This is a genomic window from Isoptericola jiangsuensis (assembly GCF_002563715.1).
GTDB classification, from domain to species: Bacteria; Actinomycetota; Actinomycetes; order Actinomycetales; family Cellulomonadaceae; genus Isoptericola; species Isoptericola jiangsuensis.
The window spans coordinates 1,234,891-1,252,189 of record NZ_PDJJ01000001.1; the positions used below are offsets into that span (position 1 = coordinate 1,234,891).

At 72.7% G+C, this 17,299-nt stretch carries 12 protein-coding genes; 10 read left to right on the forward strand and 2 right to left on the reverse strand.

Annotated elements, in window-relative coordinates; translation table 11 throughout:
* Positions 1-88 precede the first annotated feature (88 nt).
* The gene (locus ATJ88_RS05555) at positions 89-1,708 is read left to right on the forward strand and encodes an ABC-F family ATP-binding cassette domain-containing protein (RefSeq protein WP_098462966.1); all 1,620 of its coding nucleotides are present in this window, start codon (positions 89-91) and stop codon (positions 1,706-1,708) included.
* 27 nt (positions 1,709-1,735) lie between these two features.
* Here ATJ88_RS05555 and xseA read toward each other — a convergent pair whose 3' ends face one another.
* Positions 1,736-3,022 (reverse strand): exodeoxyribonuclease VII large subunit, encoded by a 1,287-nt coding sequence (gene xseA / locus ATJ88_RS05560; protein WP_098462967.1) that lies wholly within the window; start codon positions 3,020-3,022, stop codon positions 1,736-1,738.
* A 41-nt stretch (positions 3,023-3,063) separates the two neighbouring features.
* Between xseA and ATJ88_RS05565 the strand changes: the two genes are divergently transcribed.
* Positions 3,064-4,101 carry a 4-hydroxy-3-methylbut-2-enyl diphosphate reductase gene (locus ATJ88_RS05565; protein ID WP_098462968.1) on the forward strand — a complete coding sequence of 346 codons (1,038 nt, stop codon included), beginning with the start codon at positions 3,064-3,066 and terminating at the stop codon, positions 4,099-4,101.
* Positions 4,102-4,111: 10 nt separating this feature from the next.
* On the opposite strand, the gene ATJ88_RS05570 is transcribed toward ATJ88_RS05565, so the two are convergent.
* A complete protein-coding gene (locus ATJ88_RS05570) occupies positions 4,112-5,671 on the reverse strand; it encodes a DNA recombination protein RmuC (protein ID WP_098462969.1) in 1,560 nt (519 codons plus the stop codon).
* Between the two features lie 81 nt (positions 5,672-5,752).
* On the opposite strand from ATJ88_RS05570, the gene ATJ88_RS05575 reads away from it, so the two are divergent.
* The 8 genes from ATJ88_RS05575 to ATJ88_RS05610 all read left to right on the forward strand — a co-directional run bounded on the left by ATJ88_RS05575 (position 5,753) and on the right by ATJ88_RS05610 (position 17,298).
* Complete coding sequence (locus tag ATJ88_RS05575; protein ID WP_098462970.1) at positions 5,753-6,580, forward strand: ABC transporter ATP-binding protein; 828 nt, start codon at positions 5,753-5,755, stop codon at positions 6,578-6,580.
* Positions 6,556-8,160: a hypothetical protein gene (locus ATJ88_RS05580; protein WP_098462971.1), complete on the forward strand. Its 1,605-nt coding sequence runs from the start codon at positions 6,556-6,558 to the stop codon at positions 8,158-8,160. The genes ATJ88_RS05575 and ATJ88_RS05580 overlap by 25 nt, the downstream gene beginning before the upstream one ends.
* Before the next feature lie 47 nt (positions 8,161-8,207).
* Entirely contained in the window at positions 8,208-9,260 is a 1,053-nt protein-coding gene (locus tag ATJ88_RS05585; RefSeq protein WP_170023533.1) for a GNAT family N-acetyltransferase, read from the forward strand.
* A 90-nt stretch (positions 9,261-9,350) separates the two neighbouring features.
* Positions 9,351-10,436 carry a redox-regulated ATPase YchF gene (ychF, locus tag ATJ88_RS05590; RefSeq protein WP_098462973.1) on the forward strand — a complete coding sequence of 362 codons (1,086 nt, stop codon included), beginning with the start codon at positions 9,351-9,353 and terminating at the stop codon, positions 10,434-10,436.
* Positions 10,437-10,871: 435 nt separating this feature from the next.
* On the forward strand, positions 10,872-12,692 hold the full coding sequence (locus ATJ88_RS05595; protein ID WP_098462974.1) for an ABC transporter substrate-binding protein: 1,821 nt from the start codon (positions 10,872-10,874) through the stop codon (positions 12,690-12,692).
* A 203-nt stretch (positions 12,693-12,895) separates the two neighbouring features.
* Positions 12,896-14,416 (forward strand): ABC transporter permease, encoded by a 1,521-nt coding sequence (locus ATJ88_RS05600; RefSeq protein WP_098462975.1) that lies wholly within the window; start codon positions 12,896-12,898, stop codon positions 14,414-14,416.
* A gap of 57 nt (positions 14,417-14,473) precedes the next feature.
* Positions 14,474-15,475, forward strand: a complete 1,002-nt coding sequence (locus tag ATJ88_RS05605) for an ABC transporter permease (RefSeq protein WP_098462976.1) — start codon at positions 14,474-14,476, stop codon at positions 15,473-15,475.
* A complete protein-coding gene (locus ATJ88_RS05610) occupies positions 15,475-17,298 on the forward strand; it encodes an ABC transporter ATP-binding protein (protein WP_098462977.1) in 1,824 nt (607 codons plus the stop codon). Before ATJ88_RS05605 ends, ATJ88_RS05610 begins: the two co-directional genes overlap by 1 nt.
* Position 17,299 lies beyond the last annotated feature (1 nt).

Here is a 17,299-nt window from a genome sequence, read left to right on the forward strand (position 1 = left end):
TCCCGTCTCGCGGTGCGACCGCGTGCGGCCCGTCACAGCGGGGCGAAACACGTCGCCGCGGGGCGGGCGTCCGTGCGACCCTCGCCCCATGGGTCATCTGGAGGTGGCGCACGTCGAGCACGTGCTGCCCGACGGTCGCACGCTGCTCGACGACGTCTCGTTCCGGGTCGGTGAGGGCAGCGCCACCGCCCTGGTCGGACCCAACGGCGCCGGCAAGACGACGCTCCTGCGGATCGTCACGGGCGAGCTGCGCCCGGACGCCGGGACGGTCACGGTCAGCGGCGGGCTCGGCGTGATGCCGCAGTTCGTCGGCTCGGTCCGGGACGCCACCACCGTGCGCCAGCTCCTCGCGTCGGTGTCGCCGGCACCGGTCCGGGACGCCGCGCGCGCCCTGGAGGACGCCGAGACCGCCGTCATGGAGGTCGACGACGAGGCCGCGCAGATGGCGTACGCGCAGGCGCTCGCGGACTGGGCGGAGGTGCGCGGCTACGACGCCGAGACCCTGTGGGACGTGTGCACGACGGCGGCGCTCGGCGTCGGCTTCGAGAAGGCGCAGTGGCGCGAGGTGCGCACCCTGTCCGGCGGCGAGCAGAAGCGGCTCGTCCTGGAGGCGCTGCTGCGCGGCCCCGACGAGGTGCTGCTGCTCGACGAGCCGGACAACTACCTGGACGTGCCGGGCAAGCGGTGGCTGGAGGAGCAGCTCCTCGCCACCCGCAAGACGATCCTGTTCGTGTCCCACGACCGCGAGCTGCTGTCGCGCGTCGCCGACCGGATCGTGGCGCTGGAGCCGGGTCCGTCGGGTGCGGACGCCTGGGTGCACGGCGGCGGGTTCGCGACGTTCCACGACGCGCGCCGCGAACGGTTCGCCCGGTTCGAGGAGCTGCGCCGCCGCTGGGACGAGAAGCACGCCCAGCTCAGGAAGCTGGTGCTGACCCTGCGGGCCCAGGCGGCGAGCAGCCCCGACATGGCCTCGCGGTACCGGGCCGCCCAGACCCGCCTGCGCAAGTACGAGGAGGCGGGTCCGCCCCCGGAGCCGCCCCGCGAGCAGGACATCACGATGCGTCTGCGCGGGGGTCGCACGGGCACCCGGGCGATCACCTGCGAGGCCCTGGAGCTCACCGGCCTGATGAAGCCGTTCGACCTCGAGGTGTTCTACGGCGAGCGCGTCGCGGTCCTCGGGTCGAACGGGTCCGGCAAGTCGCACTTCCTGCGGCTGCTCGCCGGGCAGGACGTCGCCCACACGGGGGAGGCGCGTCTCGGGGCACGGGTCGTGGTGGGGCACTTCGCCCAGACCCACGCCCACCCCGAGCTCGTCGGGCGCACGCTGCTCGACATCCTCTGGGCCGACCACGCCAAGGACCGTGGCGCCGCCATGTCGGTGCTGCGCCGCTACGAGCTCCAGCAGGCCGCCGAGCGGCCCTTCGACCGACTGTCGGGCGGGCAGCAGGCGCGCTTCCAGGTGCTGCTCCTGGAGCTGTCCGGCTGCACCGCGCTGCTGCTCGACGAGCCGACGGACAACCTCGACCTGGACAGCGCCGAGGCGCTCCAGGAGGGTCTGGAGGCGTTCGACGGCACCGTGCTCGCCGTGACCCACGACCGCTGGTTCGCCCGCGGCTTCGACCGGTTCCTCGTGTTCGGCGCCGACGGCACCGTCCGCGAGACGCCCGAGGCGGTCTGGGACGAGGGCCGGGTGGCCCGCGCCCGCTGACGCGGGAGCGGACCGCGGCCACCGGGACTACCGGACGACGGTCGTGACCTCCGCGTCGATCGCGCCCGCCGCGAGCCGCACGTGCACCGCGTCGCCCGCGGCGACCTCGTCGGCGTCGCGCACGACCGCGCCGTCGGCGCGCTGCACCACGGCGTAGCCGCGCTCCAGCGTGGAGGCGGGGGACAGGGCCCGCACCTGCGCCGCGAGCCGACCCACGTCGCCGGACGCGGTGAGCAGGGCCGCGCGCAGCAGGTGCCGCGCGTGCCGCACGTGCTCGACGACCTCCCGCTCCCGGGCGTCGACCATCGACGCGGGGCGGGCCAGCACCGGCCGCGACCGGAGCGCCGCCAGGCCGTGCCGCTCCCGCTCGAGGCGCCCGGTCAGCGCGGCCAGGGCCCGCTGCCGTGCCTGGGCGACGCGCGCCCGCTCCTCGGCGACGTCCGGCACGACCCGCTTGGCGGCGTCCGTCGGGGTGGAGGCGCGGTGGTCGGCGACGAGGTCGAGCAGCGGGGTGTCGGTCTCGTGGCCGATGGCGCTGACGAGCGGGGTGCGGCAGGCCGCCGCGGCGCGCACGAGCGTCTCGTTGCTGAACGGCAGGAGGTCTTCCACGGACCCCCCGCCGCGTGCCACGACGATCACCTCGACGTCGGGGTGCGCATCGAGCTCGGCGAGGGCGCCGCTGACCGCCCGCACGGCGTCGACGCCCTGGACGGCGACCTCGCGGATCTCGAACCGCACCTGCGGCCAGCGCGCCCGGGCGTTGACGACGACGTCGTGCTCCGCCTTCGACTCGCGCCCGCACACCAGGCCGACCACGGCGGGCAGGAACGGCAGCGGCTGCTTGCGGTCGAGGTCGAACAGCCCCTCGGCCGCGAGGACGCGGCGCAGCTGCTCGATGCGGGCGAGGAGCTCGCCGACACCGACCTGGCGTACCGCGGACGCCCGCATCGACAGCCGGCCCGTCTTGGTCCAGAACTCCGGCTTGGCCTGCACGACGACGTGGTCGCCCACCTGCGGCGGGGAGGTCTGGCCGTCGAACGCGCGGGTGAGCATGTGCACCGGCAGCGACGCCTCGGCGTCCGTGTCGCGCAGGGTGAGGAACTGCATCCCGGCGCCGCGACGGTACGTGTGCTCCACGACCTGGCCCTCGACCCACACCGACGACATCCGCGCCACGTAGCCCTGGATCTTCGCGGCGAGCAGCCGGACCGGCCAGGGGCGCTGCGCCGTGGTGTCGGCCGCCATCTCGGGCAGGGGCAGCGTGGTGTCGGAGGCGTCGTCGGGGCGGTGGTCGGCGGTCACGGCGTCCAGCATGCCGCACGCCACCGACCCGGGGCGGCTCCTACACTGGCAGCGTGACCGAGACCCTCCCGGCCGGGACCTCCCGCGACAGGCGGGTGCTGCTGGCGGCACCCCGCGGCTACTGCGCCGGCGTCGACCGTGCCGTCGTCGCGGTCGAGAAGGCCCTGGAGACGTACGGCGCGCCGGTGTACGTGCGCAAGGAGATCGTCCACAACAAGCACGTCGTGGAGACCCTCACGGAGCGCGGCGCCGTGTTCGTCGACGAGACCGACGAGGTGCCCCGCGGCGCCCGGCTCGTGTTCTCCGCGCACGGCGTGTCGCCGGCGGTGCGGGACGCCGCCGCGGGCCGCGACCTCGACACGATCGACGCGACGTGCCCCCTCGTGACGAAGGTGCACAAGGAGGTCCAGCGGTTCGCGCGCGACGACCTCGACATCCTCCTCATCGGCCACCACGGGCACGAGGAGGTCGAGGGCACGGCGGGGGAGGCGCCCGCGCACGTGCAGGTCGTGGGCTCGCCCGACGAGGCCGACGGGGTCGAGGTCCGCGACCCGGCGCGCGTGGTGTGGGTCTCGCAGACCACCCTGTCGGTGGACGAGACGATGGAGACCGTGCGCCGGCTGCGTGAGCGGTTCCCGCTGCTGGCCGACCCGCCGAGCGACGACATCTGCTACGCGACGCAGAACCGGCAGGTGGCGGTGAAGAAGCTCGCGCCGGAGTGCGACGTCGTGCTCGTGGTGGGGTCGGCGAACTCGTCGAACTCGGTGCGGCTGGTCGAGGTGGCGCTCCAGGCCGGGGCGGCGGCCGCCTACCGCGTCGACCGTGCCGCCGACGTCGAGGACGCCTGGCTGGACGGCGCGACCACCGTCGGTGTGACCTCCGGCGCGTCCGTCCCGGAGATCCTGGTGGACGGTGTGCTGCGGCTGCTCGCCGACCGCGGCTTCGGCGAGCCCGAGGAGGTCCGCACCGCGACGGAGGACCTCATGTTCTCGCTCCCGCGGGAGCTGCGCGCCGACCTGCGCGAGGCGGGCGCGGGGGACGAACGCCCGCGCCCGGCCGAGCGGCGCACGCTGCCGCTGCGGCCCGTCTGACGTTCGCCGGTCAGCCCGCGGCCGCGTCGGACGCGCCGTCGTCCGCGGTGCGCTCCAGGGCGGCCCGGTCGGCCTCGACCAGCGCTTCCACCGACGACCGGTCGTCGGTCACCGCGAGGTCGCCCAGGTCGACGACGGCGCCCTCCGCCCCGGCCAGGAGCTCGGGCCGGACGATCGGGCGGGTCGTCGCCTCGACGGCCTTCAGCGGCTCCAGGGGCGTCGACGCGTCGGCGACCTTGAGCTCGACCATGCGGCGCGCGGACGGCACGACCCGCGTCTCCAGGGTGGCGACGAACGCGTTGTAGTCGTTCGTGGCGGTGGTCATGGAGCGGCCCAGCTTGGTGATCTTCGCCGTCATGGTGACGAGGCGCCCGTACAGCTCCTTGCCGGTCTGGAGCACCTTCTGGGCGTCCTCCGCGACGGCGTCCTGCTGCCACGCGTAGCCGACGGTGCGCAGCAGCGCGACGAGCGTCATCGGGGTGGCGACGACGACCCGCTTGCGCATCGCGTACTCCATGAGGTCGGGCCGCTGCTCGACCGCGGCCGCGAGGATCGGCTCCGCGGGGACGAACAGCACGACGAACTCCGGGGCGGCGTCGAACTGCGACCAGTACGCCTTGCCCGCCAGGACGTCGACGTGCTTGACGAGGTCCTTGGCGTGGGCGTCGAGCTGCTTGACGGCCTCGTCGGACGCGGTCGCGGACTGCGCCTTGAGGTAGGCGGACAACGGCACCTTGGAGTCCACGACGACGTTCTTGCCGCCGGCGAGGTTGACGACGAGGTCCGGGATGAGCGCGGTGCCCTCGGCGTCGGTGCGGTGCACCTGCACGTCGAAGTCGACGTGGTCGAGCATGCCCGCCGCCTCGACGACGCGGCGGAGCTGGAGCTCGCCCCACACGCCACGGGTCTGGTTGGAGCGCAGCGCGGCGACGAGGTCGTTCGTCCCGGTGCGCAGCTCGGTGTTGACCGTCTCCAGGTGGCGCAGGTGCTCGGTGAGGGTGCTGTGCCCCTCGCGACGGGCCTTCTCGGCGTCGTCGACGTGGCGGTTGACCTGGTCGAGCGTCTTGCTCATGGGGTCGAGCAGCGACCGGATCGCCTGCTCGCGCCGGGCGAGCGTCTCGTCGTTCTTCACGGTGCTGGCCTGGAGGCGCTGCTCGGCCAGCTCGAGGAACTGCTGGTTGCTGGAGGTGAGGACCTCGCCCGCCAGCGCCCGGAACTGCTGCGCGGCGCGCTCCTGGTCGCCCTTGACCTCGGCGAGCTGTCGCTCGGCCTCGGCCCGGAACTCTGCGAGGCGGCGCTCCGCCTCCTCGCGGGCGGCGTCGAGGCGCCGCTCGGCGTCGTCGGCCGCGCGCTCCAGGCGCAGCTCGCCGTCCTCGCGGGTCGCGGCGACCTGCTCGCGCAGCGCGGCGGCCTCCCGCCGGGCCGCGTCCAGCTCCGTGCGGGCGCGCACCGCCTCCATCTCCTGGGAGCGGTGCTGCCCGGAGGTGCGCAGCGCGTGCCACAGCCAGCCGATCACCGTCCCGGCCACCAGCGTGCCGAGCGAGATGAGCAGCGCGGTCGTCGTCTCCATGGCGCACAGGCTGTCACGCGGGTCCGACACGGCCGGTGAGGCGCCCCGACGCACGCGCGGACCGGCCGCTACGGTGACCGGGTGAACCCACCCGCCGCACCCGAGCCGGGCCCCGCCGGGCCCCCGTCCGCCGCCCCGGACCCCGACCCGACGGCGGCCCTCAGCCTGCGCGGCCTGTGGCGCCGGTTCGGGGAGAAGATCGCCGTCGCGGGCGTGGACCTCGACGTGCCCGCGGGCTCGTTCTTCGGCCTGGTCGGTCCCAACGGCGCCGGCAAGACGACGACCCTGTCCATGGCGACCGGCCTGCTGCGGCCCGACTTCGGCACCGTGCACGTGCTCGGCACCGACCTGTGGGCGCACCCGGAGGTCGCCAAGCCGCGGCTCGGGGTCCTGCCCGACGGGCTGCGGCTGTTCGACCGGCTCACCGGCGCCCAGCTCCTGCACTACGCCGGCCTGCTGCACGGGCTCGACCGCCCCACGGTCGCCGCCCGCGCCGAGGACCTCCTGGTGGCGATGGACCTTGCGGCCGACCGGGACACCGTGGTCGTCGACTACTCGGCGGGCATGACCAAGAAGATCTCGCTGGCCTGCGCGATGATCCACGCGCCCCGGGTGCTCGTCCTCGACGAGCCGTTCGAGGCCGTCGACCCCGTCAGCGCCGCCAACATCCGCGACATCCTGGGCCGCTACGTGGACGACGGCGGCACCGTCGTCGTGTCCAGCCACGTCATGGACCTCGTGCAGCGCATGTGCACCCACGTCGCGGTCATCGCGGGCGGGCACGTGCTCGACGCGGGCACCGTGGACGACGTGCGGGGCGGGCAGACCCTGGAGGACCGGTTCGTCGGGCTCGTCGGCGGACGCAGGCAGGCAGGAGGCCTGGCGTGGTTGCGCACCTCGTCCGACTGAGGCTCACGCTGCTGGCCGGCACGCTGCGCCGCAGCGTCTGGCAGACGATCGGGCTCGCCGTCGGGCTCCTGTACGGCCTGTCGGTGGTCACGCTGCTGGTCGGTGCCGCGATCCTCGGCGGCCGGACCGACCCGGTGCTGACCGGCCAGGTCCTCACCGTCGGCGGCGCGCTGGTCGTGCTGGCCTGGTGGGTGGTGCCGCTCTTCGCGTTCGGCCTCGACGCCACGCTGGACCCGCTGCGCTTCACGACGTTCGCGATCCCGCGCCGGACCCTGCTGGCGGGTCTGGCCGTCGCCGGCCTGGTCTCGGTGCCCGCCGCCGTCACGGCGCTGGCCGCCGCCGGGTCGGCGTTCGCGTGGGCGTCCGACCCGCTCGCGCTGCTCGCGGCGCTGCTCGGCGCGGTGGCCGTCGTCGCACTGTGCGTGGTCGGCTCCCGGGCCGTCACCACGCTGTGCGCGCCGCTGCTCGACTCGCGCCGCTACCGCGAGGTGCTCATGCTCGCCGCCATCGTGCCGGTGCTCGCCGTCGGCCCGTTCTTCGCCTGGATGTCGTCCCTGGCCGCGTCGAGCGGCGTCACCATCCGCCTCGGCGGGGACGGGACGGCCGGCGCGGTGGCCGCCGCGGCGTCCGTCGTGGGCTGGACTCCGTTCGGGGCACCCTGGGCGTGGGCGGGCTCCGTCCACGAGGGCGCGTGGGGCCGCCTCGCCGTCCAGGTCGCCGTCGTCGCGCTCACCCTGACGCTCGCCGTCGTGGTGTGGGACCGGGCCCTCGCCCGGGCGCTGGTGTCGCCGCGCGGCGGGGCGGACGGGGGTCGCGCCCGCGGCCTCGGCTGGTTCGCCCGGGTGCCCGCCACCCCGACGGGGGCCGTCGTCGCCCGCTGCGCCACCTACTGGCTGCGCGACCCGCGGTACGCGGCGTCGCTCGCGCTGGTGCCGCTCCTGCCGCTGGTCGTCGTGGTCATCGGCGTGACCAGCGGGGCGGGTGCCGGGCTGCTGCTGCTCCTCGCACCGCTGGCCGCGTTCGTCCTCGGGTTCGGCCTGTCCAACGACGTGGGCTACGACAACACGGCGTTCGCCCTGCACGTCGCGACGGGGGTCCCGGGGCGGGCCGACCGCTGGGGCCGGGTGGTGCCCGTCGCCGTGCTCGGGGTGCCGTTGGTGGTCGGTCTCGCGGTCGCCGCGACGGCGGTCGCGGGCCGCTGGTCCGACCTCCCGGCGGTGCTCGGGGTGAGCCTCGGCGTCCTGGGGACCGCGCTCGGCGTGTCCAGCGCGGCCTCCGCGCGGCTCGTCTACCCGGTCCCGAAGCCGGGGGAGAGCGCCTTCAAGACGCCGCAGGGCGCGGCGATGGCGTCGATGGTCGCCCAGACGGTCGCGTTCCTCCTCACGGCTGCCCTCCTGGTCCCCACGCTCGCGGTCGGGCTGCCCGCGCTGCTGGCGCCGAGCGCGGCGCTCGGCGTGGTGACGATGGGGGTGGGGCTCGCCTCGGCGGGCGTCGTGCTGGTCCTCGGCGTCCGGCACGGTGCACGCACCTACGAGCGGCGGCTGCCGGAGCTGTTGGCGCAGGTCACGGCGTTCGCCTGACGACCCCCGCACCCGGGCGTGTCGCAGCACCCTGACAGAATGTGGGCGTGATCCCCACGAACGAGCGCCCGTCCGTGACCCTTCCCGAGCACTGGACGGCGGTGGTTCCCGAGCTCGAGGACGTCCCACGTCTGGGCGAGCTCAGAGGCAGGCAGGCGCAACCGTTCACCGGGTCCGCGGGCTACGACGCCGCCACGGTCGAGGCCGAGGTCGCGGGCCAGATGTCGTGGACGCGGCGGCAGACGGTCGTGCGGGACGCGGACGGCGTGATCCGCGCCTGGGCGCACGCCCACGACCGTGCGGCGGGCCGCGCCGTCATCGGCGTCGAGATCGACCGGACGCTGCCCCGTGACGTGCAGGACCGCCTGGCCGCCTGGTGCTACGACTGGCTGACCGAGGCCGCCGTCGAGTTCGCGCGGCTGCGCGAGCAGGACGTGACCCAGCTCGACGCGGGCGCCTTCGCCGGCGACGACACCCTGCGCGGCTGGCTCACCGCGGCCGGGTTCGAGCGGGCCCGCACCTGGTGGCAGATGTCCCGCCCGGTCACGGCGGACGACGCCGCCCCGGACGCGCTGCCCGCGCCGAAGCCCGGCGTGACCGTGCGCCAGGTGGCGCACCACGACAACGGCCTGCCGGTCGCCGAGGACCTCACCGCCGTCCACCGGGTGCTGGAGGAGGCGTTCCGCGACCACTTCAACTCCTACCTGGAGAGCTTCCCGGAGTTCGTGCAGCGCCTGCGCGAGGACCCGGGCCACCGCTGGAACCACTGGTGGCTCGCCTTCGTCGACGACCCCGCGGACCCCGAGGCCGAGCCCGTCCCGGCGGGAGCCCTGGTGGCCACGGTCTCGCCCGCGGACGACGGCGGCGTGGAGGGCACCTACGTCGACTACCTCGGCTCGACCCCGGCGGCGCGCGGGCGGGGCGTGGCCACCGCGATGCTGCACGCCGTGGTCGCGGACGCCGCGGGCCGCGGCCGCAACCGGGTCGGGCTCGAGGTCGACGCCGACAGCCCGACGGGCGCCGAGGCGCTCTACGTGCACCTGGGCTGGCGCACGAAGTACACGACCGAGTCCTGGCACCGGGACGTCCGCGTCGACTGACCCGTCCGGGCGTGCCCGGGGCGGTGCGCGGTGCCGCCGCCCCGGGGCGCCGCCCGGCCCCGGGGCGCCCGGCGCGTAGACTCGTCCGACGTGGCTCTCACTATCGGCATCGTCGGCCTGCCCAACGTCGGCAAGTCCACCCTGTTCAACGCGCTGACCCGCAACTCCGTGCTCGCGGCGAACTACCCGTTCGCGACGATCGAGCCGAACGTCGGCGTCGTCCCCCTGCCGGACGCCCGGCTGGGTGCGCTCGCGGAGATCTTCTCCTCCGAGCGGGTGCTGCCGGCCACGGTGTCGTTCGTCGACATCGCGGGCATCGTCAAGGGCGCCTCCGAGGGCGAGGGCCTGGGCAACAAGTTCCTCGCGAACATCCGTGAGGCGGACGCGATCTGCCAGGTCACCCGGGCCTTCGACGACGGCGACGTCGTGCGCGTCGAGGGCTCGACCGACGCCTCGGGCGACATCGAGACCATCTCCACCGAGCTGATCCTCGCCGACCTCCAGACGCTGGAGAAGGCGCTGCCGCGGATGGAGAAGGAGGTCAAGATCAAGAAGGGCGACCCGGTGCTGTTCGCCGCCGCCCAGCAGGCCCAGGCCATCCTCGAGGAGGGCACGACCCTCTTCCAGGGCGCGGCCGCCGCGGGTCTCGACCTCGCCGAGATCGCGTCGCTGCAGCTCATGACGGCCAAGCCGTTCATCTACGTGTTCAACACCGACGACGCGGGCCTGGCCGACACCGCGATGCAGGACCGGCTGCGCGAGCTCGTCGCGCCGGCGCACGCGATCTTCCTCGACGCGAAGTTCGAGGCCGAGCTCGTCGAGCTCGAGCCGGAGGAGGCCGCGGAGATGCTGGCCGAGACCGGCCAGACCGAGTCGGGCCTCGACCAGCTCGCGAGCGTCGGGTTCGACACGCTCGGGCTGCAGACCTACCTCACGGCGGGCCCGAAGGAGGCCCGCGCCTGGACGATCCGCAAGGGGTGGACGGCCCCGCAGGCCGCGGGCGTCATCCACACGGACTTCGAGCGCGGGTTCATCAAGGCGGAGGTCATCTCGTTCGAGGACCTCGTCGAGGCCGGGTCCGTCGCCGCGGTGAAGGCGGCGGGCAAGGCCCGCATCGAGGGCAAGGAGTACGTCATGCGCGACGGCGACGTCGTGGAGTTCCGCTTCAACGTCTGAGGTGCGCCGCCCGCAGGGCGTCGTCGTGGTCGCAGGCCGGTCCACGACGGCGCCCTGCGGCGTCCCCAGTGGCGTCCCGCGGCGGCGCGGGCCACGATGTGCGCCCCGACGGAATTCCGCCGCGCGATGGCACGAGAATCGTCCGCCGCCTGAATTCGCGATGGATATAACGCGAATACAGGGGGGGTTAAGTGATGCCCGAGGACCGGTGTTTCCCGCGGGTTTCGGCGCAACCGCCCAAATCGCGCCACGTGCTACTCGGCAGTCTCAGATCGATAACAATCAAACGTGATCGGGCTCTCATGGCAATTGTTCGCCCCGGGCGATGGGTAGCGTGTGGCCAACACCACGGACCTCCCTGTGGTGACGTTCGTCTCCTGCACCCGGGAGGCGGCGGGCATCGACGGGGGGGCCCTTCCCATGAGGAGGAACCCAGTGAAGATCAGGCGTTCAGGCGCAGCCTTCGCGGCCGTCGCGGCCGGCGCGCTGCTGCTCTCGGCGTGCTCCAGCCCTGCGGCGGAGCCCGAGGCGGAGGAGACCACCGCCGGCGAGACCGCCGCGGCGGAGACCCCGACCGACCCGTGCAAGGTCGAGACCGGCGTGTCCGAGACCGCTGCCGGCGAGGTCAAGTACTCGGTCGGTGAGGACGAGTTCCTCGGCTACAACACCAACACCCCCGAGACGTACTCCACGTACAACAGCGCCGTCACCGAGCGCATCCTCGGCGGCTTCTGGTACTTCGGCGTCGACGGCACCATCTGCACCGACGACTCGTTCGGCACCTACGAGGCCGTCTCCGAGGACCCGCTGCAGGTCGCGTACACCATCGCGGACGACGCCGCCTGGTCGGACGGCACCCCCGTCACCTACGCGGACTTCCTCCTCGACTGGGCCACCCAGGCGATCACCTCCGACGGCAAGGTCAGCGACGACGCGTCCGAGACCCCGCTGTTCAACCACGTCTCCGGCCTCACGCTGGGCGACTACGTGCCCGAGGGCCCGCAGGCGGACTCCGCTGACGCCAAGTCGTTCCAGTACGACTACGAGCGCGTCTACGCCGACTGGAAGATCCTCATCGGCTCCCCGCTCCCGGCCCACGTCGTGGCCGACCAGATCGGGGTCACCACCGACGAGCTGGTCACCGCGATCCAGGAGCTCGACATGTCGGTCCTCGAGCCGGCCGCCGAGTTCTGGAACACCGGCTGGCTGATGACCGCCGGCGAGCTGGGCGACCCGGCCCTCACGCCGTCCTCCGCCGCGTACGGCTTCAAGCCGGACGGCTGGACCGCCGGTCAGTCCATCACGCTGACCGCCAACGAGAACTTCTGGGGCACCCCGGCCTCGACGCAGGACCTCACGTTCCGCTTCGCCGCCGCCGACACCCACGTGCAGGCGCTGCAGAACGGTGACCTCGACGTCATCGAGCCGCAGGCCACGGTCGACACCGTCGCCCAGCTCGAGCAGCTCGGCTCCTCGGTCACGATCACCACCGGCCAGACGCTCACCTGGGAGCACCTGGACTTCAACTTCAACAACGGCATCTTCGCCGACTCGCTCGAGGCCCGTGAGGCGTTCGCCTACTGCGTCCCGCGCCAGAAGATCGTCGACGACCTGATCAAGCCGATCGACGAGTCCGCGGTCGTCATGAACGCCCGCGAGGTCTTCCCCTTCCAGGACTCGTACGAGGACGTCGTCGCGGCCTCCTACGACGGCCGCTACGACGAGGTCGACCTCGACATGGCCAAGGAGAAGTTCGCCGCGGCCGGCCTGGAGGAGGGCACGGAGCTCCGCATCGGCTACTCCGCCCCGAATCCGCGCCGTTCCGACGAGGTCGCCGCCATCAAGGCGTCGTGCGACCAGGTCGGCTTCAACGTCGTGGACGCCGGCTCGGCCGAGTTCTTCGACAAGGACCTGCCGAACGGTGACTACGAGGTCGCGCTCTTCGCGTGGGCCGGCTCCGGCCAGATCGCCTCGGGCCAGAACATCTACGCCACGGGCCAGCCGCAGAACTACGGTGGCTACTCGGACGAGACCGTCGACGCGGCCTGGGACACCCTCGCCTCGACGGTGGACGAGTCGGTCCACACCGAGCAGACGAAGATCATCGAGAAGCAGCTCTGGGACACGCTGTTCGGCATCCCGATCTTCGCCCACCCGGGCGTCGGGGCCTTCAGCTCGGACCTGAGCAACGTGCGTGACACCGCCGCCCAGTCGGGCATCGTGTGGAACGCCGAGCAGTGGGCTCGCGCCTCCTGACGGTCTGACACCGCACCTGCCGTGGGGCAGGGGGCCGACGCCCCCTGCCCCACGGTTCTGCCGCCTGACGTGCGGCGTCCCCCGCATCCTCCGGCCCCCGCTCGCGTGTCATCCGCGCCCCCGGTCGAGCCGTAGAGTGTGCTGACCCTGTCCCTCCCGGTTGAGTGGCGGCGACGATCTCGCCGCCTGTGAAGAGGCACCACGTGCTCAAGTTCATCCTCCGACGGCTCGGCGTCTCCGTCCTCGTGCTGTGGCTCGCGTCGATCCTCATCTACTGGCTCGTCACGATCTCGGGCGACCCGCTGCAGGACCTGCGCGAGTCGAACGCCGAGAACAAGCAGCAGCTGATCCAGGCGCGCATCGACCTCATGCGGCTCGACGAGCCGTGGTGGGACCGGTACTGGGACTGGCTCAAGGGCGTCGGCGGATGCTTCACGGGCAGCTGCGACCTGGGCACGAGCATCAACGGCCAGAGCGTCCTCGACATGACCGCCCAGGCGGCCGGCTCCACGCTGCGCCTGGTCACGCTCGCCACGCTGCTGGCGATCGTGGTGGGCATCACGCTCGGCATCCTCACGGCCATCCGCCAGTACTCGGGCTTCGACTACACGGTGACGTTCCTGGCCTTCCTGTTCTTCTCGCTGCCGGTGTTCTGGGCGGCGGTGCTCCTCAAGGAGTACGGCGCGATCCGCTTCAACGACTGGATCGCCAGCGGCGACATGGAACCACCCATGGTGCTGGGCATCGCGCTGATCCTCGCGGTCGTCGTCCCCGCCGTCCTGGGCGGCACGTGGAAGCGCCGCCTGGCCACCGGTGCCGGCGTGTTCGTGTTCGTCGCCGTCGTGCTCTACGTGCTCAACATCTTCGACTGGTACCGCAACCCGTTCTTCGGGATCGGCATGGTGCTGCTCACCTCGCTCGGTGCCGGCGTGCTGGTCACCGCGATCGTCGCGGGCTTCGGCAACCGGCGCGTCCTCTTCGGGGCGCTCACCACGGCGGTCGTCGGGACGCTCAGCTACCTGGTGTTCGCGAACCTGCTGCTCGAGCCCAGCTCGTGGTGGGTCCTCATCGGCCTGTTCGTCGTCGCGGTCGCCGTGTCCGTCGCGATCGGCGCCGCCTGGGGCGGCTACGCCCGCCGCCAGGCGATGCTCGTCGCGGGCGTCACCGGCGTGCTCACCTCGCTCACGATCGTGTTCGACATCCTCGTGGCCAACTGGTCGAGCTTCCTGGGGCTCAAGTCGCGCCCGATCTCCACGATCGGGTCGCAGACCCCGAACTTCACGGGCGACTTCTGGGAGTCCGTGCTCGACACGGGCATGCAGCTCCTGCTGCCGACCATCCTGCTGACCCTCATCTCCGTGGCGTCGTACTCCCGCTACACGCGGTCCTCGATGCTCGAGACGATGAACCAGGACTACGTGCGCACCGCGCGGTCCAAGGGTCTGTCCGAGCGCGCCGTGGTCACCAAGCACGCCTTCCGCAACGCCCTGATCCCCATCACGACGATCGTCGCGTTCGACTTCGCCGCCCTCATCGGTGGCGCGGTCATCACCGAGCGCGTCTTCGGCTGGAAGGGCATGGGTGCCATGTTCAGCGAGGCCCTCACCCACGTCGACCCCGCGCCCGTCATGGCGTTCTTCCTCGTCACCGGCACCGCCGCGATCGTCATGAACATGGTGGCGGACATCGCGTACGCGTTCCTCGACCCGCGGATCCGGCGGTGAGCCCCGTGAGCCACCGCACCGTGAACCCCACGACCGACCGCACCGCCGGAGACCACCATGAGTGACATCAGGAACAGCGACCCGCACGGGGAGGACTACCAGCCCATCCCGTCCGTCGCCGGCACCGACGCCCAGGGCGGCGTCGGCGCGGGGCTCGACACGGCCCCGCTGCCCACCGAGGAGAAGTCCTACAGCCAGGGCCAGCTCGTGCGCCGCCGGTTCTTCCGGCACAAGGGCGCCATCACCGCCATGATCGTGCTGGCGGTCGTCATCGTCGTCGCCTTCACGTCGATCGGCATCGGCCCGATCCCCGGCTGGTGGGACAAGGACCCGTTCTCGCAGTACGACAAGATCGGCACCGGCGCCCCCACGTGGGCGCACCCGTTCGGGCAGGACACGATCGGCAAGGACTACTTCGCCCTCGTCATGCTCGGCACCCAGAAGTCGATCATCATCGCCCTGGGCGTCGGCCTGCTGTCCACCGCGATCGGCACCGTCATCGGCGCGCTCGCCGGCTTCTACCGCGGCGTCGTCGAGTCGCTGCTCATGCGCCTCACCGACCTGCTCATCGTCATCCCGCTGCTCGTCCTCGCCGCCGTCCTGGGCAAGATCGCGCAGCCGTGGGGCATCTGGGGTCTCACCCTGATGCTCGGCATCGTCACGTGGACGGGCCTGGCACGCCTCGTGCGCGGTGAGGTGCTCTCCCTGCGCGAGCGCGACTTCGTCGTCGCCGCGACCGCGGTCGGTACGGGCAACAGCCGGATCATCTTCAAGCACATCCTGCCGAACGCCATCGGCACGATCATCGTGTCGGCCACGCTCGCGATCTCGTCGGCGATCCTGCTCGAGACCTCGCTGAGCTTCCTCGGGTTCGGCGTGCAGCCGCCCGACACCTCGCTGGGCCTGCTCATCTCGCAGTACCAGACGGCGTTCACGACGCGACCCTGGCTCTTCTGGTGGCCGGGTCTGATGATCCTCGCGATCGCGCTGAGCGTGAACTTCATCGGCGACGGGCTGCGCGACGCGTTCGACCCGCGGCAGAACAGGAGCAAGGGCTGATGACCACCCTCGACCTCACCTCGGCCGAGCCCGCCACCCCGGGCGACGCCGTCCTGGAGTTCACCGACCTCCGCGTCACGTTCGGCACCGAGTTCGGCGACGTCCACGCCGTCAAGGGCATCTCCCTGGAGGTGCACCCCGGCGAGGTCGTGGCCCTCGTGGGCGAGTCGGGCTCCGGCAAGTCCGTCACCTCGACGACGGCCCTCGGCCTGCTGCCCGGCAACGCGCGGGTGTCCGGCTCGGTGCGCGTCGGCGACAAGATCGTCACGGAGCTCGACCCGGCGGCGCTGCGCAGGCTGCGCGGCAACGACGTGGCCATGGTGTTCCAGGAGCCGATGACGGCGCTCAACCCCGTGCTGACCATCGGGGACCAGCTCACCGAGGCTCTGCAGCTCCACAACATCGCCTACGGAAAGCAGGCCACGGCCCGTGCCGCCGAGCTGCTGCGCATGGTCGGCATCCCCGAGCCGGAGCGCCGCCTCAAGCAGTACCCGCACGAGCTGTCCGGCGGTCAGCGTCAGCGCGTCGTCATCGCCATGGCGATCTCCTGCGACCCCAAGGTGATCATCGCCGACGAGCCGACCACGGCCCTCGACGTCACCGTGCAGGCCGACATCCTCGACCTGCTGCGGTCGCTGAAGGACAAGCTCGACACCGGCATCCTGCTCATCACCCACAACATGGGCGTGGTGGCGGACATGGCCGACCGCGTGGCCGTCATGTACAAGGGCGACCTCGTGGAGTCGGGCACCGCGGAGCAGGTGCTCACCGACCCGCAGCACGAGTACACCAAGCGGCTGCTGGCCGCGGTGCCGCACCTGGGCGAGGGTGGCGCGCAGGACGAGACCGCCGCGGTGGTCGAGCCCGCACCGGAGGCCGAGACCCCGGCCGCCACGGTGCCGGCGCTGAGCCTCGACAACCTCGTCATCGAGTACCACCGGATGGGCAAGCCCGCGTTCCGCGCCGTCGACGACGTCTCGTTCTCCGTCCAGCCGGGCGAGATCGTCGGTCTCGTCGGCGAGTCCGGCTCGGGCAAGTCGACCATCGGCAAGTGCGCCCTCGGCCTCATCCCGGCCGTGTCGGGCGCCGTGCGGATCCTCGACCAGGACTACGCCAAGCTGAGCAAGAAGGACCTCAAGGCGCTGCGGCGCCGCATCGGCGTGGTGTTCCAGGACCCGGCGGCCTCGATCAACCCCCGGTTCCCGGTGGGCGAGGCCATCGCCGAGCCGCTGGTCGTGCACGACGTGGGCGACGCGAAGTCGCGGCAGCAGCGCGTCATGGAGCTCCTCGACGCCGTCGAGCTGCCCCGGTCGTTCTACAACCGCTACCCGCACGAGCTGTCCGGCGGGCAGCGCCAGCGCGTGTCGATCGCGCGGGCGCTCACCCTGGAGCCGGAGCTCCTGGTCGCCGACGAGCCGACGTCCGCGCTCGACGTGTCGGTGCAGGCCGCCGTGCTGGACATGTTCACCAGCCTCCAGCAGGAGTTCGGGTTCGCCTGCCTGTTCGTCAGCCACGACCTCGCGGTCATCGACATGCTGGCCCACCGGGTCGTCGTGCTGCAGAACGGCAAGATCGTCGAGCAGGGCTCGCGCGACGAGGTCCTGCGCCACCCGCGCGAGGACTACACGCGCCGTCTCCTGGCCGCGGCGCCCGTGCCGAACCCGGCCGAGCAGCGGCAGCGCCGCGAGGACCGGCACCGCCTGCTGGCGGAGCTCGGCGAGGAGATCGTCGAGCTGCACGTCGGCGAGGACCCCGCACCGCGGAAGACACCCGGCTCCGAGGGCGGCAGCGCGCTCGGCACGGGCGCGTCCCACGGCGGCTGAC